The 20,959-nt window shown below is 56.0% G+C and carries 21 protein-coding genes and 1 pseudogene; 12 read left to right on the forward strand and 10 right to left on the reverse strand.

The window, feature by feature from the left end:
• Position 1: 1 nt before the first annotated feature.
• A complete protein-coding gene (locus tag R8871_RS03965; RefSeq protein ID WP_175049144.1) occupies positions 2–1,009 on the reverse strand; it encodes a DUF2167 domain-containing protein in 1,008 nt (335 codons plus the stop codon).
• Between the two features lie 324 nt (positions 1,010–1,333).
• On the opposite strand from R8871_RS03965, the gene R8871_RS03970 reads away from it, so the two are divergent.
• The 4 genes from R8871_RS03970 (at position 1,334) to R8871_RS03985 (ending at position 3,610) form a co-directional block, all read left to right on the forward strand.
• A complete protein-coding gene (locus tag R8871_RS03970) occupies positions 1,334–1,708 on the forward strand; it encodes an NlpC/P60 family protein (protein WP_175049145.1) in 375 nt (124 codons plus the stop codon).
• Between the two features lie 8 nt (positions 1,709–1,716).
• Positions 1,717–2,169, forward strand: a complete 453-nt coding sequence (locus R8871_RS03975; protein ID WP_175049146.1) for a DUF3828 domain-containing protein — start codon at positions 1,717–1,719, stop codon at positions 2,167–2,169.
• Between the two features lie 80 nt (positions 2,170–2,249).
• Positions 2,250–2,594, forward strand: a complete 345-nt coding sequence (locus tag R8871_RS03980; protein ID WP_246287357.1) for a hypothetical protein — start codon at positions 2,250–2,252, stop codon at positions 2,592–2,594.
• A gap of 83 nt (positions 2,595–2,677) precedes the next feature.
• Positions 2,678–3,610 carry a hypothetical protein gene (locus R8871_RS03985; protein WP_246287359.1) on the forward strand — a complete coding sequence of 311 codons (933 nt, stop codon included), beginning with the start codon at positions 2,678–2,680 and terminating at the stop codon, positions 3,608–3,610.
• A 31-nt stretch (positions 3,611–3,641) separates the two neighbouring features.
• Here R8871_RS03985 and R8871_RS03990 read toward each other — a convergent pair whose 3' ends face one another.
• A complete protein-coding gene (locus R8871_RS03990; protein ID WP_175049148.1) occupies positions 3,642–4,214 on the reverse strand; it encodes an AAA family ATPase in 573 nt (190 codons plus the stop codon).
• Positions 4,215–4,686: 472 nt separating this feature from the next.
• On the opposite strand from R8871_RS03990, the gene R8871_RS03995 reads away from it, so the two are divergent.
• Both R8871_RS03995 and R8871_RS04000 read left to right on the forward strand, forming a co-directional pair.
• The gene (locus R8871_RS03995; protein ID WP_175049149.1) at positions 4,687–5,151 is read left to right on the forward strand and encodes a DUF2846 domain-containing protein; all 465 of its coding nucleotides are present in this window, start codon (positions 4,687–4,689) and stop codon (positions 5,149–5,151) included.
• A gap of 284 nt (positions 5,152–5,435) precedes the next feature.
• Positions 5,436–5,948, forward strand: a complete 513-nt coding sequence (locus R8871_RS04000; protein ID WP_175049150.1) for a hypothetical protein — start codon at positions 5,436–5,438, stop codon at positions 5,946–5,948.
• A 306-nt stretch (positions 5,949–6,254) separates the two neighbouring features.
• Here R8871_RS04000 and R8871_RS04005 read toward each other — a convergent pair whose 3' ends face one another.
• Positions 6,255–6,707 (reverse strand): cupin domain-containing protein, encoded by a 453-nt coding sequence (locus R8871_RS04005; protein WP_175049151.1) that lies wholly within the window; start codon positions 6,705–6,707, stop codon positions 6,255–6,257.
• Between the two features lie 250 nt (positions 6,708–6,957).
• Between R8871_RS04005 and R8871_RS04010 the strand changes: the two genes are divergently transcribed.
• The gene (locus R8871_RS04010; protein ID WP_175049152.1) at positions 6,958–7,464 is read left to right on the forward strand and encodes a GNAT family N-acetyltransferase; all 507 of its coding nucleotides are present in this window, start codon (positions 6,958–6,960) and stop codon (positions 7,462–7,464) included.
• A 414-nt stretch (positions 7,465–7,878) separates the two neighbouring features.
• Here the strand turns inward: R8871_RS04010 and R8871_RS04015 are convergent, their stop codons facing one another.
• Positions 7,879–10,365 carry a P-loop NTPase gene (locus R8871_RS04015; protein ID WP_175049153.1) on the reverse strand — a complete coding sequence of 829 codons (2,487 nt, stop codon included), beginning with the start codon at positions 10,363–10,365 and terminating at the stop codon, positions 7,879–7,881.
• A gap of 497 nt (positions 10,366–10,862) precedes the next feature.
• On the opposite strand from R8871_RS04015, the gene R8871_RS04020 reads away from it, so the two are divergent.
• Both R8871_RS04020 and R8871_RS04025 read left to right on the forward strand, forming a co-directional pair.
• Positions 10,863–11,594 carry a transporter substrate-binding domain-containing protein gene (locus tag R8871_RS04020; RefSeq protein WP_175049154.1) on the forward strand — a complete coding sequence of 244 codons (732 nt, stop codon included), beginning with the start codon at positions 10,863–10,865 and terminating at the stop codon, positions 11,592–11,594.
• Positions 11,595–11,739: 145 nt separating this feature from the next.
• Positions 11,740–12,243: a cupin domain-containing protein gene (locus R8871_RS04025; protein ID WP_175049155.1), complete on the forward strand. Its 504-nt coding sequence runs from the start codon at positions 11,740–11,742 to the stop codon at positions 12,241–12,243.
• Between the two features lie 65 nt (positions 12,244–12,308).
• On the opposite strand, the gene R8871_RS04030 is transcribed toward R8871_RS04025, so the two are convergent.
• Entirely contained in the window at positions 12,309–13,325 is a 1,017-nt protein-coding gene (locus R8871_RS04030; protein WP_217468879.1) for a patatin-like phospholipase family protein, read from the reverse strand.
• A 133-nt stretch (positions 13,326–13,458) separates the two neighbouring features.
• Here R8871_RS04030 and R8871_RS04035 point away from each other — a divergent pair, with 133 nt between their 5' ends.
• Both R8871_RS04035 and R8871_RS04040 read left to right on the forward strand, forming a co-directional pair.
• Positions 13,459–13,905, forward strand: a complete 447-nt coding sequence (locus R8871_RS04035) for a lipocalin-like domain-containing protein (protein WP_175049156.1) — start codon at positions 13,459–13,461, stop codon at positions 13,903–13,905.
• Positions 13,906–14,323: 418 nt separating this feature from the next.
• Complete coding sequence (locus R8871_RS04040) at positions 14,324–15,025, forward strand: SH3 domain-containing protein (protein ID WP_246287361.1); 702 nt, start codon at positions 14,324–14,326, stop codon at positions 15,023–15,025.
• A 175-nt stretch (positions 15,026–15,200) separates the two neighbouring features.
• Here the strand turns inward: R8871_RS04040 and R8871_RS04045 are convergent, their stop codons facing one another.
• The 5 genes and pseudogenes from R8871_RS04045 to R8871_RS04065 all read right to left on the reverse strand — a co-directional run bounded on the left by R8871_RS04045 (position 15,201) and on the right by R8871_RS04065 (position 19,514).
• Complete coding sequence (locus tag R8871_RS04045) at positions 15,201–15,935, reverse strand: LrgB family protein (protein ID WP_175049157.1); 735 nt, start codon at positions 15,933–15,935, stop codon at positions 15,201–15,203.
• 122 nt (positions 15,936–16,057) lie between these two features.
• A pseudogene (locus R8871_RS04050) lies at positions 16,058–16,381 on the reverse strand (CidA/LrgA family protein); the annotation flags it as partial.
• 149 nt (positions 16,382–16,530) lie between these two features.
• The gene (locus tag R8871_RS04055; RefSeq protein ID WP_234486937.1) at positions 16,531–16,794 is read right to left on the reverse strand and encodes a DUF4148 domain-containing protein; all 264 of its coding nucleotides are present in this window, start codon (positions 16,792–16,794) and stop codon (positions 16,531–16,533) included.
• Positions 16,795–17,197: 403 nt separating this feature from the next.
• Positions 17,198–17,863, reverse strand: coding sequence for a response regulator (locus R8871_RS04060; RefSeq protein ID WP_175049159.1), 666 nt, complete (start codon positions 17,861–17,863; stop codon positions 17,198–17,200).
• Positions 17,844–19,514, reverse strand: a complete 1,671-nt coding sequence (locus tag R8871_RS04065; RefSeq protein WP_175049160.1) for an MASE1 domain-containing protein — start codon at positions 19,512–19,514, stop codon at positions 17,844–17,846. Before R8871_RS04065 ends, R8871_RS04060 begins: the two co-directional genes overlap by 20 nt.
• A 403-nt stretch (positions 19,515–19,917) precedes the next feature.
• Between R8871_RS04065 and R8871_RS04070 the strand changes: the two genes are divergently transcribed.
• A complete protein-coding gene (locus R8871_RS04070) occupies positions 19,918–20,946 on the forward strand; it encodes a hypothetical protein (RefSeq protein ID WP_175049161.1) in 1,029 nt (342 codons plus the stop codon).
• Positions 20,947–20,959: the final 13 nt, after the last annotated feature.

Raw genomic sequence — 20,959 nt, forward strand, 5'->3', positions numbered from 1 at the left:
ATCACCGGCGTTCGTCCGCTCCCGCGGACGACGAAATTACGTCGTCCGTCCGCGTGGAGACATCAGTCGACGGTTCGCTGACAGGTTCGGGAACCGGCGAGCTGACCGCAACCGGCTGGACAGTTTTCGGCTTGCGTTTGAAAAACTGCCTGATCGACGCGCCGAACGCGAGGAACGCCACCAACCCGACTTTGAAGAACTTCGCCGCGAATGCGGCAATGATCGCGAGCAAGCCGAGTTTCTTCACAGCGACGCCGGCTACCAGCGCAGCAAGCCCGTATTCCGCGACATGGTCGGTCGTAGCGTTGAAATCCGCATAGCGCTTGCCGTCCATATAGTCGATGTCGCCAAGCAGTGCGTTCGCCGTCGGCTTGGTCGTGGCCAGCATCGAAAGTTGCGTCACCATCGTCAGCGAAAGGTAGCCATCGCGCCCGAGGGCAAGCGTTCGATAGTTGACTCCGGTTGGCAAACTTTCATTCTGTCCTTTGGACCGTACGATAGCTGACCAAACGAGGTGATGTGTCTTTGCATCGTATGCCGGCGGCTCTGCCCAGCCGGTCACTTCCAATTCCGGCAGCCCGCGGCTCTTGCGTCCTGCATTGGATTGCTCGGTCCCGTCACGAAGATTCTTCAAAATATCGTCGGCATGCCAGTCCCGTGCGTCGTCGTCGCGAACATAGCCAGCTTTCTCAAATGTAAGAACAGCAAGCCAGTCGGTATGGGCAGTCAGCGGCACGATCAAACCAACGAGAGATTTCTCATTTACGGTGTTTCCAAGCGCGCGCAAGTAGCGGATGGCCGCGGCGGCCGGTACGAATCCGCTGTTTGCCGGCAGCGCAAAGCTAGCTTGATCGAGGATTGCGATCTTACTGGGGCCGTGAATCAACGCTGCGTTGGCCTCCTTCACAGCTGCGCTCAATTCGGCCTGAGTCGCATCCGTTTGAGCGAAGCCAGTCGTCGCCATTGCAATGCAACAAAGACAAAAGAGGAGTTTGGTCAGCACTTTCATAGTTATTGTCTGTTCCGTGTCGGGGGACTTTTCTGCCAGACTGCTATTTTTTAGGCTAGTTATCTCTGTGTAACGGCAACCCGAAACAACTCTTGAGGAATCCGCCCGCAAAGGTTGTCGGCCTCCTGCCAGAGATCGTCGAAACACTGCGGTGTCGGAACGGGATAATGGACACGCTCCGTGAAGCCAACCATTAACATAATGATCGGGGCGCAATGCAACCGGCATAACATCACCGTTCCAGACCGAATTTCACAGTGACGACGAATCCCATGTGTTAGCGTTCCAGCGCGAGCGCCAACTCAATCTTTAAGGGAGATAAAAATGCCGTTCGATAAATCCTCAGCAGTGAGCTACGCAGACGACCATGCGCAATCGCACAGCACGGGTAACTGCGCAAAATATGTGCGCAAGGCAATCGAATCGGGTGGAATCTCACTGCACCACGCACACTACGCCAAAGACTACGGCCCACTGCTTGAAGCCGTCGGCTTTCGCCAGGCGACCGGCGAACCGCAAACGGGCGACGTGATCGTGATACAGCCAGCCCCAGGAAATCCTTCGGGGCACATGGCAATCTATGACGGCTCCGTATGGGTGTCCGATTTCAAGCAAACGCAACATGGCTCACAAGGCTTCTATCCGGGGCCGTCCTATAGACAATCGCAGCCCGCATACAAAATTTATCGATACAACTGAGACGAAAGATGAAGAAGCTATTGACCCTCGCTGTATCGGTATTGCTGCTGGTTAGCGGGTTGCTTTTCCAGCAAGGGGCGTTCGCGGATAGCGCGACTCCTGACGCAAGCACGAAAGCGTTTTACGCCTGGTATATCAAGCTGGAATCCAAAGAGACCTATCCTTTGCTGGACAAGGGCATCTATGCCTACGTGACCAAAGCAACGGTCGACAAACTCCGAAGCGCTTACCGCCATAACAGACTGCCTGGCGACGCCGACTATTTCACGAAGGTTCAGGACTACGACGAACAGGACTGGTCGAACAACATCGCAACACACCAGGCGATCATGCTCGAAGACGTCGCGGTTGTTCCAGTTACTTTCGGCTCGAAAGACAAAATCAGCGTGTTGGTGTTTCTGCGCAAGCAGGGCAAAGACTGGAAGATCACCAAAGTCGATGACACGCTCGATTATCAATAGTCGAATCTAATGTCGACGGTTACGGCGTCGAGCCGCTGACACAGGTTCAAAGCGTGGCCGCGCTAGAGATCAGAATAACCATGCGCACTCTGAAGAAAGTTGTGATTGTCTTGGCAAGCCTTGTTGCTTTGTTGGTAGTCGGCTGGCTGGGGATAACCACGAGCGTCCCGGGTGCTCCCAAATCCAGACCTTGCAGTGAGGCATGGGTCAACGACGTGGCAGAGCGCTACTTCGACATTTCGGATGGAGAGGGTCACGGCCCCGACCCGGGTAGCGGGGAATGGCTGGGTTCGGTAGAGAGACAGGCAAAGTTGCCCGTCCGTGCGGATCTTGCTGACGTTCAGCGATGCGGACTGATCCAGCAGCAACTCGAACGCCACACCTTTATCATTAACCAGCCGCTTGGAATCACAATCTCATTCTGATGGTGCAGTGAAGGCAGAATGTTCTTTCGTCCAAGCGGCCGCTTGCATTCAGTCAGACCCATACTCAACCTTAGCCGATGAAAATGCGCCTCGCCATCTTCGCTCTCTGCTCTTCAGTTTTTGCGCTGCACGCGGCAGTCGCTACCGCAGACACAACCGTGAAATCACTTGATGGCGTCAGGGGCGCTATGAAGACACAAGATGCACGGAAAATGTTCGACAGTGAGATGAGCGGCACAAAACGGCCCGGGGTCTTCGGTACGAAGTTACCCGCGGGCTTCACCAGCGCGTATCTGGTGCAGCAGTTGGCACCGGGTCAAGATCCAAAGCGTGTGGTGCTGTCCAGCGCCGAACCTTGGCCGCTAAGACAGAATTCTTTCGTGGCCATGGTATGTCTCGCCGCGTCGCCAGAAGAAGCGGCTCGATCGATGCAATACGATAGCGGCAGTTGCAGTAGTTTGACCGGCGGTGATTCGGATAAAAAAGACGTATGGTTCGGGGTGTTCGAAGTCACTGGCGGCGGCCCGCCAAAACTCATCGCGCGCACCGATACGCCTGTTACCACCCCGACTAACTGGAGCGACACGGATATAGACCTGCCGGTGGATCTTGACGCGAGGGACGCAAAAGACGATGCCCTGTCCATGCCTGCAAGTTGGACACGATTTGATCTTGCGCCCTATCAGATCAAATCCGGCGAGTACGCGTTTGGTGTCCGTGCGGGCTGGAGTGAAGGCTACGCGGGCGGTGGCGCAAATTTCGAAGCGTTGTATCTGTTCCGTATTGAAGGAAAATCTCTGCGCGTCGTTTTCGCGCAGCCAATGACGTTCGACAAGATGATCGCAGGTGACTGGCACAAAGACGGCACGCGCAGTCACGACGTATCTGATGCGAGTAACTCGCTGCTGATTCTGCCCAGCGAGACCGACGGCTTTCACGACATTCAATTGCGGCAACAGGCGGGAAAGTGGCGCCGTACGTTCAAGTGGTCGGCTGACACGCGGAGTTACGAATGATGGCGGGCAGTTGCAGCCAATAGGATCGCTGCTATTCCGACAATCCAATGTCGTTCGCGCTCCGGCTACGGACATTCCCTGTCTCGTCGTACACCACGATGTCGAACCCTTCGCTTGGCGCGGGCAGGACGAAATGACGGGTGATTAGCTCATACTGCGCTTCGGATGTCTGGAACGGATGCTCGCCTGATGCGTTCCTCGCCTTTAGACGAGCTTTGCAAATTTCATCGCCCACATCCAGATAGTGAAGCCGATGTTCGCACCCGACAGTCCGAAAAAGAAATTGCCCCCATGCACGGGTGTCGGTTGTGTTAAACGGGAAGTCCAGAACCACCGACGCTCCTGCTGCAAGGAGCGATTGAATGTGATCGGTGAGAACCGCCTTGATGCGTCCTGCGCAGCGCACATAGTCCGCTAGCGTATGGATTTCATCCGGATAAAGATGTGCCATCCATGCATCTTCGCTGATCAGGACCGACCGCTGATCCTTTACCAGGCGGGCAGTCAGCGTGGACTTGCCCGAGGCGATTTTGCCGCAGACCATATGGAGAACGGCTGCGTTATTAAAACCAGCACCCTCAACTAACCTGCTCTCACTCGTCATTTCCAGGCACTCCGATTAGGGCCCAGAAAGCAAAAACCCGCCTTCTGGGCGGGTTGTGATTGCATATGGTCAACCCAATAGCTATCCCGCCGAGACTGTCGCGGCGCTAATAATCGAGTTGATCTGGGATTGATTCATGTGCAAAAGCATACGGCAGTGGGCGAATCCAGACAAGCAAGAGTTGCGCTGAATAATCCAATCAACTAGGAATGATCAAAACAAAGTGAACATCGTGCCTAAAGTCAGCCATAGAAAAGCCGATATCAAGTAGTGGCAGCAAGCAGACGGTTGACGCGCGCGCGAAAAAAGCTCGATTTGATGCTTATTGCTTAACGCGAAACGTATCCGGGCGATACGACGGCCTGCTGGGTGCATGAAGCATTGACCCAAACTCCACGCCGACTGGCCTTGATGTTTAAGCGTTAGCCCGCTAAAGACTCATATTCCGAAACAGAAAAAGGAGAAAAAAGAAATGCAGTTGAAGAAATTGATTCCACTCGTTGTCTCGTTGCTGGTTATGGCAGGTTGCGCATCCGTACCGATGGGCGATCCGCAGAAGGACGCGGCACTGAAGACCTTCAACGCCCCACAAAACAAAGCGGCGATCTACGTGTATCGGAACGAGAGCATGGGCGCTGCAGTGAAGATGCCGGTGACGATTGATGGCCAGGTTCTCGGCGAGACGTTATCCAAGACGTATCTGTATACCGAAGTCGAACCGGGTTCGCATGAACTGGTGTCTAAAGCGGAGAACGATTCAACGCTTAAAGTTGACACGGAAGCCGGCAAGAACTACTACGTCTGGCAAGAGGTCAAGATGGGTATCCTGTATGCGCGCAACAAGCTGCAACTGGTCGACGATAAAACCGGTCAGGATGGTGTGAAGGAATCGAAACTGACAGTTGCGCCGACGGCAGAAACCAGCGCGGCCAAGTGATGCTGATTTGCTGAATATCGCAGCGGATTCCGATTAGCAACGCCCGCATAAAGCGGGCGTTGCTGTGTCGAAGTGAATGGTTATGGTGAGAGCGGGAATCGTGCAACCGGCGATCGAAGAACTACGACGACATTTACGTCAGCTGGTCCGGTCGAGGTGGCTCAATGCGCCACGTTAGAAAAGGCTAATCTGAGCGAACCTCCCACAGCACTTTCAATAACAGCACCGGGGCGCAAGAGGACATCCAGGATGACCGCGCTACCGACAACCACTAGATAATCATCATGCGCCTTCGTCACATCGCAGCGGTTTGTGCGGCATTTCCTTTGTTCGGTTGCGTGACTTTCCACGATTCCCGTCCCGTTGAACAACAGCAATCCGATCTGCGCGCAGCAACAGACGCATTAGTCGGTACTTACGAGGTGGTTGACAGCCGGATGAACAACCGTCACTTCACGAGCGTAGTGGTTGGGAAATCCACTGGTGCATACGGTCCGGACGTGACAATGATGGACGCGGCCTCTCAGGCTGCCGTCATGCGAGGCAGCAAAAAATGCCGTGGCTATGTTGTGCAAGCTCGATCATATGCATCCGTAATGTGCGACGCACCGGCTTATGGAGTCAATTTCTACAGCTTCGGCTCCGTAACGGATTTGGACCAGACAGTCAAAGATGGTGGTGTCATCAAATTGTTTCCGGACATGAAGGTCCCGCCTGGCGATTTCCTTCTGGAATACGCCGAAGACATGAACGGTCGGATGCATTACCTCGTCTTGGCGAAGAAAACGACGCCCTAATCGAAGTTCGACATCGTTTTTCTTGGTTGGACGAGTTTCCTTGGAAAGCTGAGATCTGTCGAAGGATCAATGTTTCCGAGCTGCATCGGTTCATTGACTATGTGATTGCCAACAATCGCTCCGTGTCCGGTTCTCCGGGGCGGATTGGACGCTCGTCTCCGGCTGTCAGAGGTCCGCTTTGGAGCCGAACTGGCCGCATGCCTTCAAACTGCATGCGCAGCTTCCAATGCTCGCATGTCCTGTCCAGCCACGACATGGTGAGGCGTCATGGCGCAACAGCCCCCTTGCACTCAACTCAATCAGAGATCAGAGCAGTGAAGGCAAAACGCGCGACCAGTCAGGTAAAGCATCAAGATCCGGCCGCATCGTGACGCTCTCCTGTTCGTTGGGATCGGTTCGGGCGATTACCGCGACGCAAGGCTCATCGGCGCTCGCGTTGTACGGAACATGCGGCATGCCTGCAGGGATGTAGAAGAAATCTCCGGCCCGAACCACCGCATGGCTCTCCAATCGTTCACCATACCAGCACCCCGAAACGCCGCTCAGCTGATAGATGGCCGTCTCATGCTCCGCATGGAGATGCGCTTTGGCCCGGGCAGCCGGCGGAATTGTTGCTAGCTGAAGATGCACATGCTTCGATCCGACACTTTCAGCTGAGATACCTACCGCATAGGTCAGCCCTTGCTTCCCCTCGAACTGTGGGCCGGCTTGTACCAGTTGACAGGTTGGAGTGGCAGGCTTGTGTGCGCTGATGTTCATCGCTTCTCCAAACAATGAGCGCCGACGTCGGCGAAATGGCGTGCATACGACCGCAGAATACACCCGCCCACTGTTTGAAAACGGTCATCTTTTATCGGCAGGTGTCGGCAATGAGCGGACCCTCGTTGTCCTCGCCTAGATCGTCGACAACCTGACTTATGTGGATGGGCTAAACACCTGGCCGTCAACACTTGCGCGGCGTTGTTGATATCCAGTACGGTAACCGTTCTTTTGTCATCCCTTATAGCGCATGGTCACTGTCCGCCTACTAGATCCACATGACGCAGAGCAATTCAAAGCGTTGCGTCTTCTCGCCGTCGACAACGCCCCCACCGCCATATGGCCTACCCGTCAGGAGGAAATGGCACGCTCGACTGAGGAGATCGCCAACCGCGTCCGTTCAACGCCAACACAGGCCGTCTTCGGTGCGTTTGATGGTGAGGTACTGGTCGGCATCACGGGCGTGCGTCGTGAACCGCTGCGTCAGGTGCATCACAAGGCCACGATTTGGGGCGTGTTTGTCAACCCTTCATACCGCGGACGAGGAATCGCACAAACGCTTTTGTCGGCAGCGACAGTTCACGCGTCCGAGCAGTGGGACACCATCCAGTTGATGCTTTGCGTCAATGCGGAAAATCTGCCTGCAAAGAGGCTTTACGCGTCGCATGGCTTTCAGACGTTCGGCCTGGAGCCACGCGCGATGAAGGTTGGAGATCGTTTTTATGACGAAGAGCATATGTGCAAACAACTGGACTAGAGCGCCGCATCGCGTTAGACCTGGTGCGGCCAGTTGCGGACGGCTGCACACGCTTTCAACTGGCCGTTCGAACGTCCAGTCTGCCCAGAAAAACGGACCTTGGTGTGCGCCTCACGGCACTCACGGCATCGACATTTGCAGGCAGCCGTCAACTGTTTGAGGTAGTGGGCGATGCCACTCATCGCAGCATCGCTTCGACCGAAGATATGGGTCAAGTAGGTGCCGTTACTTGACTGTCTCATCTTGCGCCGGGCGCAATCCGCAACTTGGAGGCGCACCAGACTTGGCGAGCGTGCCCGCAGCAATCGCGACCTGGAATACCGTCACGGCGGACGGCTCCCCCACCAAATTCCGTGACCTCTCCGGGCTCTGCAACACGTCGTATAAGACGTAAGAACAGGCGCGGCGTCGTTTTCAATTTTCGGAGTTTGCCGAATTTTCGACCCATTTACCCGACGACGCAAAACTAGTCAGGCGCTGTCGCATTGTGTTCATGTATTGGTCACCATCCGTTTGACGCAAACGTGCGCGGAGCTCCTTGGCATATTCGGCCGCCTTCATGCGGGCTTCGCCGTCACCGTGGAATCGATGCACCACCCTCACTTCGCCCTCGGCCAATGTACAAATAGGAAAAATATCATCGCTATCGATTGAACTATCTAATCGCAGCAAGATAGCCCGCGCTTCACTTAGATACTCAAATGCAATGATCTCGTCGTCCAATTTTGGCGCAATTATAAGTAGCTGTTGCGCGAAGGCATGTTCTGTGTGTGGCATTCGATATGCTTCGCACGCGACCCGCAACTTTTCAAGGGCTGCATCGTCCTCCCCAAAATCACGGTAGCAAAGGCCGTACTGGAGCCAAAACATTCCGTCTCGCTCAAATTTCTTTTCAAGAGATTGATAAAGACCCAAGATCACCTTCTTTTTCCCGTGGAGTACGTTTCGAAGGAAATTATGATTAATAATGCCTTTGTAAATCCGAGCCTCTTTTTTGCTGATGTGCTGAATCACAGGCGCGGGGTAGATCGAGAACGCGCCCAGCAGAGCTTTTACCGCACGCTCAGTAAGTATTGGATCTACAATCTTGTCCATCAAATAGCGAGCATAAATCGGATGCCGAACCGAGTACTTTCCGTTTTCGGCACGTACAATTCCGGCAAGATTTTCTAAGAGCGAAGGCGCCTGTCTTAGCAGTCCCAGTTGTATGAGCGTGCGATTAAGCAATTCAGCAGGCACGAAAGCTCTATTAACCGTCGCGAGTCCGATTATTAACATAAATATTCGATCATTATCGGTCTGCAAGGATCTGTAGTCTTTCTGGATTATTTTTTCATATCCTATTCCAGCAGTCGCTTCCCACAAAGCGATGAGTAGTTGTTTCCGCGAACGAATCATCAATTCGTCAATTCGAGCCTCCGGCGTCAGTTTGCCAAGTCTTGTCCAAGATCCATACTCTTGAATTTTTTCTAGCAGCTTGATTGCATCCGCATGAGAAAATTCGCTGATTACAACTTCCTTGGCCCCAAACCGACGAAGCTTACTTTTGGTCTTTCTTGCCCAAACATTCTCTCGCTCTGCACCAATAAAGTAGATACGCGAGACCTGCCGGTGTGAAAGAGCAACGACCAAATCATCGGAGAACGCATCGAGATTGTCGATCGCGACATAAATTCTCTTGATGTTATCAGTGCACGCTTCTTCGATCGCCTTTAGTGTTCCAAGAAGGTCATCTACAGGTTCAGCTATATGATAGACGGCTTGATCGGGCCTAACGGATAAGCGGAGGGCGACTTGCATCAAAGCGGTAGACTTTCCTGACCCAGCCGGTCCTATTATCGGAAGGATGCAGGCATTTTGGGTCAAATTATCGAGTGCAGACAGGATAGCTTGCAGGACGTCCAATTCCGCTGGAATTTGATTCAAAATATCATCCCACGTGGGATAAAATCCTTTGTAAAAGTCACGGATTTGCCCGTCTGAAACATTAGTCGTTTCGCGCGGCAAGAAATCAGGTCTAACCAGTGTGACATTTTCAAACAAGGCGGCATATCCAGGCGCCTTCGCAGCGTCACTCTTGAGTACAGCGAGCTGTGGGATGCTCTCCGTAGCGAGATCCCAGGCTGAGATTGGTTTTTTGAAGTTGGAGTTTAGCCAATTTGTAAAATCCAGTAGAGTTCCACTGATATGAAAAATATTATAAGAGGCTAAATCTATTCTTTGAATCTCTGACGCATTCGGCGTCATGACAAAACTTACTCCATTTTTCTTTCCGTTTATTTCTTTATATCTCTCAATGTGGAACTTGAGTAACGGTTCATCAAGTTTTGTTCCCACGAACAGAAAAGTATTTTCCACAAAATCTGATGCGGTCTGCTCATACCACGGCAATGCCTTGCCTGTAGCTTTAGCGTATTCCGCCGAGGAAAATATTATTCCATCACTCAGCCTGTCAATCGATCCATTTAGTTTAATATAATCCAATCGTTCAAAAACTTGATCCTGATTCTTGATGCTATCGCCTGCAATGAACGTCTCAACGTTCTGCTTTGAGCGCTGCGCCAATGCTTTGTCCAAAGCATCGTCAATGTTCAGCGTGTAGATGCGTCGCCAAGCGAACTCAGCAAGAGCCAGATACTCTGGGGAAGGACGGGCGTGCCGAAATTTGCTCTCCAAAAAATTATCTAGCCGCGACTGCAATTTTGATCTAGCTGCAGAATAAACGACTGACAAACTTTCTTGTTCGTATGGCAAGGCGGCCTCAGTGGCCAGAGCCTCCGCAAGTTGTCCGCCATCTAAGAGAGGGACGCCAGTCCGGGATTTGCAACTCTTGGAAGCACCTGCCCCAAGGAACAGTGTGAGTCGGCCTGTTGTCAGCGCAGCCTTTATGTCTTCGTTCATTTTGCTGTTCTTTGGCAGGGCGTTCGCGCATTCCGGGAGCTACGGCCCTAGCGTAATTATTGGAGTGTTCTATGATTTTGTTGCAACGTGAGAACGATGCTTCTGAGATCGTAGCATGGCAATGCTAGGGCTATGCCGAGGGCGAAGTTCTGACGCTGTAAATGCCACCAATTCTCCTGCCCGGCCGCGTATAGCAATTCTTAAGTTGGGAGAGTCCGTGCATGTCGGAGCTGAGGCGACGCGTAAGATGGTCCGTACATGTCTGCGTGATGGTTTGCAGGCGGAGCAAGCACCAACGCCTGCGATTGCTCAAATATCCGTTAGGTATCGAAAGCTGCCGTTCATCTCGTGAGTCTCTAACGGCAGAAGTGGGTCGTCCAGAGACGGTCGCCGTCCGTCGCAGTGCGGCCAACAAGCGACATCCACGCATGCAAGTAGAATCGTCAACAATCGCCTCCAGCAACTCGATGGCCGTTCCCATTTGATCAGACACGATTATGAAGTTAGCGATTGCGTATATCGAAGAACCGCCGTTCGGGTGGACGGAGGCGGATCGTATTGCCACTGGTGCCGACATTGAACTGGCCGACACGGTTCTTCGGGCCATCGGCGCCAGCCAGATCGAACATCGCCTTACGACGTTCAGTGAACTGCTGCCGGGCGTCGAAGCCGGCCATTGGGATATGAACGTTCCGCTGTTCGTTACGCCCGAACGCACGAATCTGGTGGCGTTCAGCGTGCCCGTATGGGCCATGGGGGACGGGTTTCTGGTTCGGGCCGGGAATCCGAAGTTGCTCAACAGCTATGCATCACTCGCCAAACGACACGATGCGCGCCTTGGAATCATTGCCGGGCAGGTGCAGCATGAATCTGCGAGAGCGTCAGGCGTAAGTGAGGACCAGATAGCCATCTTCGAACACCAGACGGATGCTATAGAAGCAGTTCGCTCGGGGGAGATCGATGCGTATGCAAGCACCGCCTTGGGCAATCGCATCTTGGCAGATAGTATCGGCCGTTCGGTGCTAGAGGCTGTGGAGCACAAGCCGGGAACAGATGGCCAGCAACAAAAGCTCCCGTTCGGAGCGTTCTCGTTTAACAGAAGAAACAGCGATCTGCTCAATGCGGTAAACGCGCAGCTTCGTTCATATTTGGGCTCACCTGACCATCGCGCTCGCATGGCGAAATTCGGCATCACACGCAACGAAATCGACCCTGTACTCGCCCGTTAAGTGTGGGGCGAGCTTCGGCCAACTTCGGTCCTTGGACATCGGCTCTTGCATCGTCGACAATCGGTATCTTGACGGAGATACCAGCCGGAACTCATTCTTGATGCTGTATTCGAACCAGGACGATCAATGTTGTTATGGAGAGTGCATGAACGCGAAGGTCGATGAACTTGCCAGGAAGCTCGTACGAAATTTTAACGACATTGAGAAGACGGCGGAAGTTCGTTTGCCTCTATATGAGACGCTCACCGCGAGGCTCGGAACGGATACCGCAGCGAAACACCTCGGCGCATCAGTTGATATTGTCGCTGCTGGAAAACGCTCGTGTCCGTATCACTTTCACCACGCACAAGAGGAAATGTTCGTTATCCTCGAAGGGGATGGAACGCTGCGCGTTGCGGACGAACTGATTCCGATCAAAGCCGGTGACGTCATTTTTATTCCTCCGGGTCCGGAATATCCGCATCAGATCATCAATTCATCGAAAGCGCCGCTTAAATATCTCTCGATTGGCACACGACACGACCCGGAAGTCGTCGAATACCCGGACTCAGGGAAGTACCAGGCGATTGCTCGCGGCAATGCGGATGTACCCCTCAGCGTTGTTCAGCGAAAAGGTAACTCCCTTGACTACTGGGACGATGAGCCGTAAGTCCCTGAGCGACCGCTTTGGAGACGTTCGTTTGACCGTTGTGGGTCGAAAGCAGATATCACGCGTCACCGCCAGAATTCGGCGAGCTGATTAACAAGCACCCTCCCTTGCTTGTAACCCGCTTGAGCGGCGGCCGGACGCGTCGACAGATCCATCATGTTGACACCGAACGCGCTGAGCGAGTCGCCGTCCGGGAAGATCGTCTCAACTCTGCTGTTGCCCGCGCGGAGTTGGTCGACCTGTGCGGCAAGGTGCATGCTCCACTCCAGCGGATGCCGTGATCTGCCACCGAAGGGTGACAGCACCAGCACCCGTGCGTATCCGGCTGCCAGATCGGCATTCTCGTTGCGTCGGTAGCCGCCGTCGATGTATCGGTTGTCGCCGATGCGGTAGGGAGGGACACCGAAGCCGTTCGAAGTGCTAGCGGCGACGGCGTCCACGAGGTCGACTCCGCTGTGGCGGTCGAACACGACCGGTTCGCCGGTATGGGCATCGACCGCAGTGATGAGCAACGGCCGTTCCGGCCAACGCTGACTGGGCAGCCGAGCGGCGACGACAGCACACCACCGCGTTTGCCCGGAGCCGTCCGACGCCGCGTCCATTTCGAGCGCCGCCGCACCCATTCTGCGGCGCATGTCGGCCGCGTTCTCAGCGGCCGCGATGATTCGGCTCGTTATTTCCATATGGTTCGCCGCAGGCCCAATGGGGACGCGTCCAGCCTCGGGCCCGCCTGGACCAGTCCGTTGCTGGGGCGCAGCGGAAAGGATAGCCGCCAGCAGTTCGGTCGGGATCGCGCTGGTGATCTGGGCTGCGGCCGTCGATCCAGCCGACGTCCCGATGATCAAGTCGGCCTCGGTCACATCCAACCCGGCATCGAACAGGCCGGCGACGACGCCGATCTCCCAGGCATTGCCGGCCGATCCACCACCATGGAGGACCAACGCTCGCTCACGTCTGATTACCATGCCATCCCCTGTATGGATTGATCCGATCATCTCGATGATTTTTGCATGCTGGTCAAGAATATCCGCGTTCACTGCTCCTGATCCGATGATTTCGGTCGTGCGAGATTGATTGATCACGCTATCGATTGCGAGTAGCGTCGAGAGGTTCGGAGATCGGAACGCCGGACCCGGAATACCAGGGTGAGCGTCACCTTCGAGATCGGCTCAATTGCAGGCCACACGGCGTATTTTTACTTGCAGGGTGGAACGTATGCCACAAGAGCGACAGAACTGCACCGGTCCGCAGCTAGGAACGTGGAAGCTGGAGTCCTTCACGACTGAAGACGTAGCCACCGGCCAGAAGACCGATTTGTTTGGCGCCCACCCAAGCGGCTATCTCAACTATGGTCCCGACGGCCGAATGTACGCGATTCTGATCAAGGATGAGCGAAAGGCGCCAGCCGATCTGGTTCCAACCGACACCGAGAGCGTCGATCTCTACAGCGGGCTTTGCTCATACGCTGGGACCTACAGCATAGAAGACGATCGGGTTAGTCATCATATTGATGCTTCGTGGAATGAGTCCTGGACCGGGACGACCCAGGTGCGTCAGTTCAAGATCGACGGCAAGTACCTATACATCAAGACCCTGCCCTCCAGGAACCCAGTAACCGGCAGAGAAAGCACTTCGATGTTGGTCTGGACTAAAGTCGAGTAGCGTGGCCGAAGCTGTGCGTTCTTAACCGACACTGGACAAAGAGGGAGCAACGGCGTCTGCCAAATACGCGCCAGATAGTGCCATCGGTAATCAAGCAAGATGCCTGTGTTGAGCACTGTAATGCTCGCCATAGCTCGAGGATTGGCAGCGGCCAACTTTAGCGCCCGGATTACCGTGCACGAAAACGACTGCCTCGACCGCGTCGGGCGGTCCTGCCTCTACGACGCACGACCAGCAAAGCATGAAAGTTGCTGAACGGTAAGAACGCTGACAAACCGTAATTGCGCAGACACTCAGGTGCAATTCGAACGCCCCCAGGTTTGTCCAAGCAATGTGACCCTGCTATCGAGGCCGTTATGGCCGGAACGAAACGAATAGCGCACCTCACGCATGGGCCGCTCTTTCCGAGGGAGGAATCGTGCAAAAGAAAATCGTCATTCGAGCCATCGCGGGAGGCGTTTGCCTGATGGCGCTGTCCAGCGCTGCGTTCGCTCAATCGCTGGCGTATACGAATCAGCCCGTTGACGTTTATGCGGGTCCGTCCGGAGATTATCCGGTGGTCGCGCAAGTGCCGCCGAGCGCGCAGCTTACGGTGTACGGCTGCGTTTCCGATTACAGCTGGTGCGACGTCGGAGCGCCTGGACTGCGCGGCTGGATCTACGGCGAATATCTCGACTATCCGTACCAGGGTACCGAGGTGCCGATCATGACTTACGGCTTACAGATCGGACTGCCGGTCGTGGTGTTCTCGTTCGGTACTTACTGGGATCACTACTATCGCGGCCAGCCCTGGTATCACGACCGGGACCGGTGGGCGAATCATCCGCCGCCAATGCGAGGCGGTCCGGCTGTGAACCCGAGGCCTGTCATGCACGGCGGCCCGCAACCGCAGCAGCAGCCGCAGCCGCAGCCGCAACCCCAGCCCCAGCAGGGGTACGCTCATGGACCGATGCAGCCGCAGCCAGGATATCAGCGAGGACCTGCACAGCCGCCTGGACAAATGACGGGCGGTCATCAGGGACAGGCTGCCGTGCACCCGGGCGGTCCGTCCGGTGAGCGTGGCGGCGAGGCACGCGGCGGCGGCAATGAAGACCGCAATCATCCGCAGGATAACCATTAGCGACTGAACGCTTTTCGCCCGCCACCGCTTCGCGATCGCATAGCAACGCACCTCGCGCCCATGCCGCTCAATTCGACGGCTGATCGTCGGCGTGATCGTGAAGCGGGTTCGGGCTCTTTTGCATCGAGCGCAACTCGCCTGCGTCGTCGAAATGGAAGCAAGTGGATCTGTCGCGTCAGGAAAAACCGCTCAGGATCGGATAGATGATTGGCAGGACAAAGGACGTCAGAATGCCGTTCAGGCCCATCCCGAGGCCTGCAAATGCGCCGGCTTCTTCACTCATCTGCAACGCACGAGCAGTGCCGATTCCATGAGACGCCACACCCAGTGCGAAGCCACCCAGGTCATGCCTCGACACGTGAATCAGCCTCAAAACTCCGCTGCCGATCACCGCGCCCGTGATGCCGGTCATGATCACAAGGACGGCCGTCAGCGACGGCAAGCCACCGATTTTCTCGGAAATACGAATAGCAATTCCTGCCGTAACGCTCTTCGGCGCAATAGTGGCAAGTATTTGACCCGTGGCTCCCAGGAACCGTGGGATCAAAACGGCCGATAGGATGCCCGTCGCACAGCCCGCTGCAAGTGCGCCAGCCAACTGCGGGGCTAGCCGGCGCAATTTAGGCAATTGCCGGTACATCGGTATAGCAAGCGCAACGATTGCCGGTCCGAGCAAAAAATGAATGGGCTGGGCGCTTTGCATGTAGGTGACATACGACGTGTTCGATTCACGCAAGGCAAGTATCAAAAGCGCCACTGCAATTAACACGGGATTCGCGAGCGCACTTTTTCCTAGCGAACCGTGGACAGCCTGCGCGATTGCGTACGCGACGAACGTGAGGGTCAGCCAAAGAAGTGGTGTTGTTCCGAGAAACGTCCACGCGGACGCGATGTTCTGATGAGCGTTCACGGTGTATCAACCTTCTTGATGTCGACAGCCGCGGGCGCTGTGTTTCCGTCGGCATGGAGCGGCGATGCAAACGCTGTTGCCGGGGCTGCGAGCGGTGCAGCGCGCGCGGGCCATAAAGCGCACAAGCCTTGACCAACAAGCGCGGTAACGACGATTGTCAGCGCCGTACACACAACAACGGACACGGCTATCGGGAGCAGGTCACGAGCCACGCGGCCGGCAAAGACCATGATGCCGACTCCTGCTGGAACGAACAGAAGAGGCAGAAACCTGAGCATGGCAAGAGCGTCGCTCTCAATAACGGATGCAAGGCCGGGGCGCAGACTCAGTGAGGCCAACAACAGGATCATCCCTATAACCGCGCCGGGAATCGGCAGGTTCCCGGCGTAGGCTATTAATTCGCCAAGGCACTGGTAGGCGAGAAGGACAGTGAACGTCTTTATCATCGGGTCACCTTCGATTCCGACGCACACACGTTGAGCCACCAGCAGAGCACGACGAAGTGGCTTAAAGCCGTCATGCCAGAACGTGTTCACCCGTTCGCAATAGTCATCATTGCGGTGGGCAAAAAGCGTCGGGCATCCCGTGCATCTGCTCACTGCCCGCCGTAGAGCGCGTTCAGGCGATCCAGCGTGCCGTCCTGCTGGGCGCGCTGCAATTCCTGTTTGACCTCCGCGCGAGTCTTGCCATGGAGGGCGCCGCTATCGCTACTGCCCATGGACATACCGCCGACAGCGTCCGACGTCATCGCTGCGTTGCTGTCGGTGGCCGTCCTGGATGTATCGGTGTTGTCAGCCGCATAGGCGAGCGTGGTGCACAACGTCAATGCGGCAATGGGGATCAAAGTCAGAGCTTTCATCATATTCTCCAGCATGGTGCATGACATGCCCGACGCCAATCGAATCACGCGGTTTGCGCCGGGATTTCGTGCCGCTTCGAAAAGCATCAAAGGTTCTCGCAAGGACTCGGCACGCTCTTGCAATACCCGGAAGGAATTTCCTTTATTCCCGAGTCATCTTCCTTTTTTGTATCGCGACCGCTCCAGGATGGGACCGGTGCATCCATCCTGGATCTATTTTCATAGCCTGCCACTTGCCGGCGATCCTCGTGGAGTTGCCAGGTTTCGACTGCCCGCCCCGTCCACGGATTGCGGCATGCCGGCAGGTCCCACTGCACTGTATGCGTTGATCGCATACGTATGAATAAGGCGCTTTTCCTAAACGAGGCTAGGGGATTGCCTTATTCAGTGACTGGGCTCCGCTCTATTGGCTCTCGATCCATTGAATTGCAAAGCGCATCAGCTCGTTGCCGCTCCGGATATTCAACTTTTCTTTGATGTTGGCCCGGTGTGCCTCGATGGTCTTGACGCTCCGATTCAGCTTCGCGGCGATCTCGCGAGTACTGAAGCCGAGTCCGATCAGATGCAGGACTTCGAATTCCCGCACCGAAAGGCTTGCAATTGGGCCGGCCGGTGTTTTTCTGGGACCCGCAAGAGCTCGCGCCAGGTTTTCATGCATGGCGGCGCTCAAATAAATATTGCCTGCCAGCACTTCGCGGATGGCGCTCACTACATGGTCTGTGGCCTCGAGTTTCATCAGATATCCGTTTGCCCCGGCCCGTAGTGCGCGTTCGGCAAACAGGCTTTCGTCGTGCATGCTGAGGACGAGGATTGCCAAGTTTGGGTAGCGGTGACGGAGGGTCTTGACAAGATCCAGGCCGGAGTCCGATTGCAGACTGATATCCACAATGGCCATGTCGGGCTGGCAGGCCATTTCCGCCAGGGCTTCTTCGGCGCTGCCGGCCGCACAGCAAACGTGCAGATCCTCTTGCAGATTCAGCAAGTGCGTCATCCCCTCCCGGATGATGGGGTGGTCATCCACGATCAGGATTTGAGTCGCGCGGCCTGGGTTAGACGGATTCCCGTGCATGGTCTGGGCGCTCCGGTATCGGATAGCTAATGGCGACCGTAGTGCCACCAAATGCATTGCGGGTCACGGTGCAGGCGCCACCTAGAAGACTCGCCCGGTGACGCAGGTTTTGGAGCCCCAGTCCTGAGGCACGCTCCATTTGTTCAGGGCCGACGCCCACCCCGTCGTCACTGATTGAGAGCGTCTGCAAACCGCCTACGCGGTCCAGGTCGATCCAGATGTGGCGGCCTTCGCTATATTTCAGCGCGTTGTTGACTGCTTCCTGTGCCGCACGATACAGGTTGATCTGAGTAGGCTGATCCAGTAAGTCTACGTCTGGCTGAATCCGGAGCATGCAGTCTATGCCATCGAGCGTACGAGCCGTTTCGGCCAGCGCATGGAGTGCGGCTGCAAGGCCACCATATTCAATGGCGACCGGATCCAGGCCATGGGCAATCCTGCGGGTCATCAAGGACGACTGCTTGACCAATCCGACGATGTTTGCGGCGTCGGCGGCGGCTGGGTGGCCCTGTGTCTGCAGTTTCTGATTCAGCGCGGCGCAATACAGACCCAGGCTGGTCAGATGTTGCCCAAGTCCATCATGCAGTTCCCGGCCGAAGAGTCTCTGCTGCTGATCGCCGATCTGGATCAGTTCTTCTTCTAACAGACGGCGTTGCGCGATCTCCTCCTTTAGTTCGCTGTTTGTCTTCTTCAGGTCTTCGGTTCGCTCCTCTACGCGCCGTTCCAATTCGATGTAGGACGCCTGCAGCAGGCGATGCACGCGCTGTTCCTGAGCACGTGCCGCCACCAGCAGCAGTCCGGTTATCGCCACGACGTTCGCGAAGGTGCACCACCTCACGAGGCTATCCACCGGCGAATTGGCGGCGAAGGGGCCCGTGCCGTGGGTGGTACCCCAGATAGCCACAACTGAAACCATCAAGGTCGCGAGACTGGTGCCGAGGTGATCGAAGCGCAGAGCCGCCCAGATAATGAACGGAAAAATTGCCAAGGCCGCAGGATAGTAGCCGTGTCCTGCAAGTTGCGGGGCGCCGAAGATGAGATAGCTCACCCAGACGGTCGCAATGGTCATTCCGCACGCCTCTACGGCCTGCTCCGCCGAGCGGATGGGATTCGGATACACGAGCAAGCTGAGCAGGGGCGGAGCCACCACCAGAACACCCATCATGTCGCCGAGCCACCATTTCAGAAAGGCCGCGCCGTACTCGGCGACCGGCATCAAGCCCCCTGCGAATACGGCGGTCGCACCAATCAGCGCACTCACTGCCGTGCTGAGCACCGCAGCCAGGGCAATGAGGGCTAACACGTCCTTGATGCGGTCGAGGGTGATCTGGAATCGGGCTACGCGGTTCAACAGTATTGCCGCCGTCAAGGCTGCAACTATCGCGCCAACGCTAATCACAGCGGCCACTGGCAAGGGCACGCCCACCGACACGTTGGCGAGGAGGGAGCCAACGACAATTCCCGGGGCAACTTCGAAGCCCAGAGCGAGCAGTGCAACAAGGGCGATGCCACTGGAGGGCCACACCAGAGACACGGCGCCGCCCACTATCGCGTAAGCAAGTCCTACTTTTGCGCCTGCGTAGTAAGTCAATGCCACAAGCCCGGTGAGCAGGAAGAGTCTAAACCTGGAATCGCACCGAATAATGGCCATGGTTCGCCTCACCCCTCATGCGAGCGATGCCCCACACGTCCCTGCACAGCCCGCGGGCAGCAATCCTGATGAACCTGTCAATCTGGCGAATCTGATGCCGGGATTACGCGGGTCACATTCCTCATATCAAGGCTACCAAAACTACGATGAACCCACGTCAGAATTCTTCTGCACGCCTTCGCACATACGAAGGATCGTCATGGTAGTGCCGGGCGAAACGGCCATCCATTTGCGACATGGGGCCATAACACGTTAGCACACCGGACTACCGCTCAATGTTGATGGGAGTTCCCTCGCATTGCCCGCCAAAACACAGGTTTCAACTCGCGGAACGCCGTTCGGCCTCCGCCCGGGGTCTATGCTTGATTGGCGCATTCGCACTATATGACCAAGGAGGCGTGTCATGAAACCCGCGCTATGTGTCGCCGTCGTCAGTATGCTGTTCGGGGCCCAACTGGCGCACGCCGCCTGCCCCAACGACGCCGTCTTCGTCATTCTCGGTGATCAGATTCGCGGTTACTCCTTGCGCGCCAATGGAGCGACCGAGCCCTGCCAGGTCCTGCAAGGGTCGCTCACCACCCTCATGACCGCTGGCGCGACGGTGATCGACAAGAAGGACGCCTTTCACGTCGCGCAGTTTCTTACCAACAGCACGGTCGACATCTTTCGGCGGAAGGCCGAAGGCAATGAGGCACCCAGTCGGTCGTTCATGTTGACGATGACAAATGACCTGCTCAGCATCGCGGTGGATTCCCATCTCAACGACTTCGTCCTGACCGTGCGTCCCGCGGAGGCAGGAGTGCTGATCGCTCCCGCCAACAGCTCAGGACCTTTAGCCAATCCGATTCACATCACCGATCCGAATATCGTCCAGTACGTGAGCATTGCGATTGACAGCGACGACAATCTGCTGATTGCGGGCTATGACATACGGGGGGCGGCGATCATCGACACGTTTGGCACGCGTCGGAGCATGACCGCGCCGCCGCTTCTGCGCAGCCTGACGGGTAGCAAAACCGGCCTGCTGCCAGGGGCCGGACTTTTTGCAAGGAACAACATGACGATCGCGGTCGATCCGCGTACGGACGAGTTATTCGTCTACAACCAGACCGCGGACATGACGCAGATCCAGGTGAGCGTTTTCGCCGCCAAGGCGAACGGCGACGCGCCGCCGCTACGCACAATCAGCGGTCCAGCGACGGGAATCACTGGCTCTGGCCTGCCGGGAAACAAGATTGCCGTCTCCACGGACGGGCGGCTCTTTGATGCCGAGCCGAACCTGCGCATTCTCGCGTTCGCGCCGGGGGCAAGGGGCAACGTGGCGCCGTCTCAGGTGATCGAAGACTCCACCCCCGGTCCAGTCACCCTGGGCGGGATCGCGGTCCGATCGAGAGGAGGCCGGCAACATGATGAAGATGACGATGCTCAATGAAACGGACGAGATC

This window comes from Paraburkholderia sediminicola (genome assembly GCF_902859805.1).
GTDB classification, from domain to species: domain Bacteria; phylum Pseudomonadota; class Gammaproteobacteria; order Burkholderiales; family Burkholderiaceae; genus Paraburkholderia; species Paraburkholderia sediminicola.

What these genes read in the sequence shown, in the direction of transcription:
- R8871_RS03965 (WP_175049144.1), bottom strand. Translation starts at nt 1,009, where the DNA reads ATGAAAGTGCTGACCAAACTCCTCTTTTGTCTTTGTTGCATTGCAATG.
- R8871_RS03970 (WP_175049145.1), top strand. Translation starts at nt 1,334, where the DNA reads ATGCCGTTCGATAAATCCTCAGCAGTGAGCTACGCAGACGACCATGCG.
- R8871_RS03975 (WP_175049146.1), top strand. Translation starts at nt 1,717, where the DNA reads ATGAAGAAGCTATTGACCCTCGCTGTATCGGTATTGCTGCTGGTTAGC.
- R8871_RS03980 (WP_246287357.1), top strand. Translation starts at nt 2,250, where the DNA reads ATGCGCACTCTGAAGAAAGTTGTGATTGTCTTGGCAAGCCTTGTTGCT.
- R8871_RS03985 (WP_246287359.1), top strand. Translation starts at nt 2,678, where the DNA reads ATGCGCCTCGCCATCTTCGCTCTCTGCTCTTCAGTTTTTGCGCTGCAC.
- R8871_RS03990 (WP_175049148.1), bottom strand. Translation starts at nt 4,214, where the DNA reads ATGACGAGTGAGAGCAGGTTAGTTGAGGGTGCTGGTTTTAATAACGCA.
- R8871_RS03995 (WP_175049149.1), top strand. Translation starts at nt 4,687, where the DNA reads ATGCAGTTGAAGAAATTGATTCCACTCGTTGTCTCGTTGCTGGTTATG.
- R8871_RS04000 (WP_175049150.1), top strand. Translation starts at nt 5,436, where the DNA reads ATGCGCCTTCGTCACATCGCAGCGGTTTGTGCGGCATTTCCTTTGTTC.
- R8871_RS04005 (WP_175049151.1), bottom strand. Translation starts at nt 6,707, where the DNA reads ATGAACATCAGCGCACACAAGCCTGCCACTCCAACCTGTCAACTGGTA.
- R8871_RS04010 (WP_175049152.1), top strand. Translation starts at nt 6,958, where the DNA reads ATGGTCACTGTCCGCCTACTAGATCCACATGACGCAGAGCAATTCAAA.
- R8871_RS04015 (WP_175049153.1), bottom strand. Translation starts at nt 10,365, where the DNA reads ATGAACGAAGACATAAAGGCTGCGCTGACAACAGGCCGACTCACACTG.
- R8871_RS04020 (WP_175049154.1), top strand. Translation starts at nt 10,863, where the DNA reads ATGAAGTTAGCGATTGCGTATATCGAAGAACCGCCGTTCGGGTGGACG.
- R8871_RS04025 (WP_175049155.1), top strand. Translation starts at nt 11,740, where the DNA reads ATGAACGCGAAGGTCGATGAACTTGCCAGGAAGCTCGTACGAAATTTT.
- R8871_RS04035 (WP_175049156.1), top strand. Translation starts at nt 13,459, where the DNA reads ATGCCACAAGAGCGACAGAACTGCACCGGTCCGCAGCTAGGAACGTGG.
- R8871_RS04055 (WP_234486937.1), bottom strand. Translation starts at nt 16,794, where the DNA reads ATGAAAGCTCTGACTTTGATCCCCATTGCCGCATTGACGTTGTGCACC.
- R8871_RS04060 (WP_175049159.1), bottom strand. Translation starts at nt 17,863, where the DNA reads ATGCACGGGAATCCGTCTAACCCAGGCCGCGCGACTCAAATCCTGATC.
- R8871_RS04065 (WP_175049160.1), bottom strand. Translation starts at nt 19,514, where the DNA reads ATGGCCATTATTCGGTGCGATTCCAGGTTTAGACTCTTCCTGCTCACC.
- R8871_RS04070 (WP_175049161.1), top strand. Translation starts at nt 19,918, where the DNA reads ATGAAACCCGCGCTATGTGTCGCCGTCGTCAGTATGCTGTTCGGGGCC.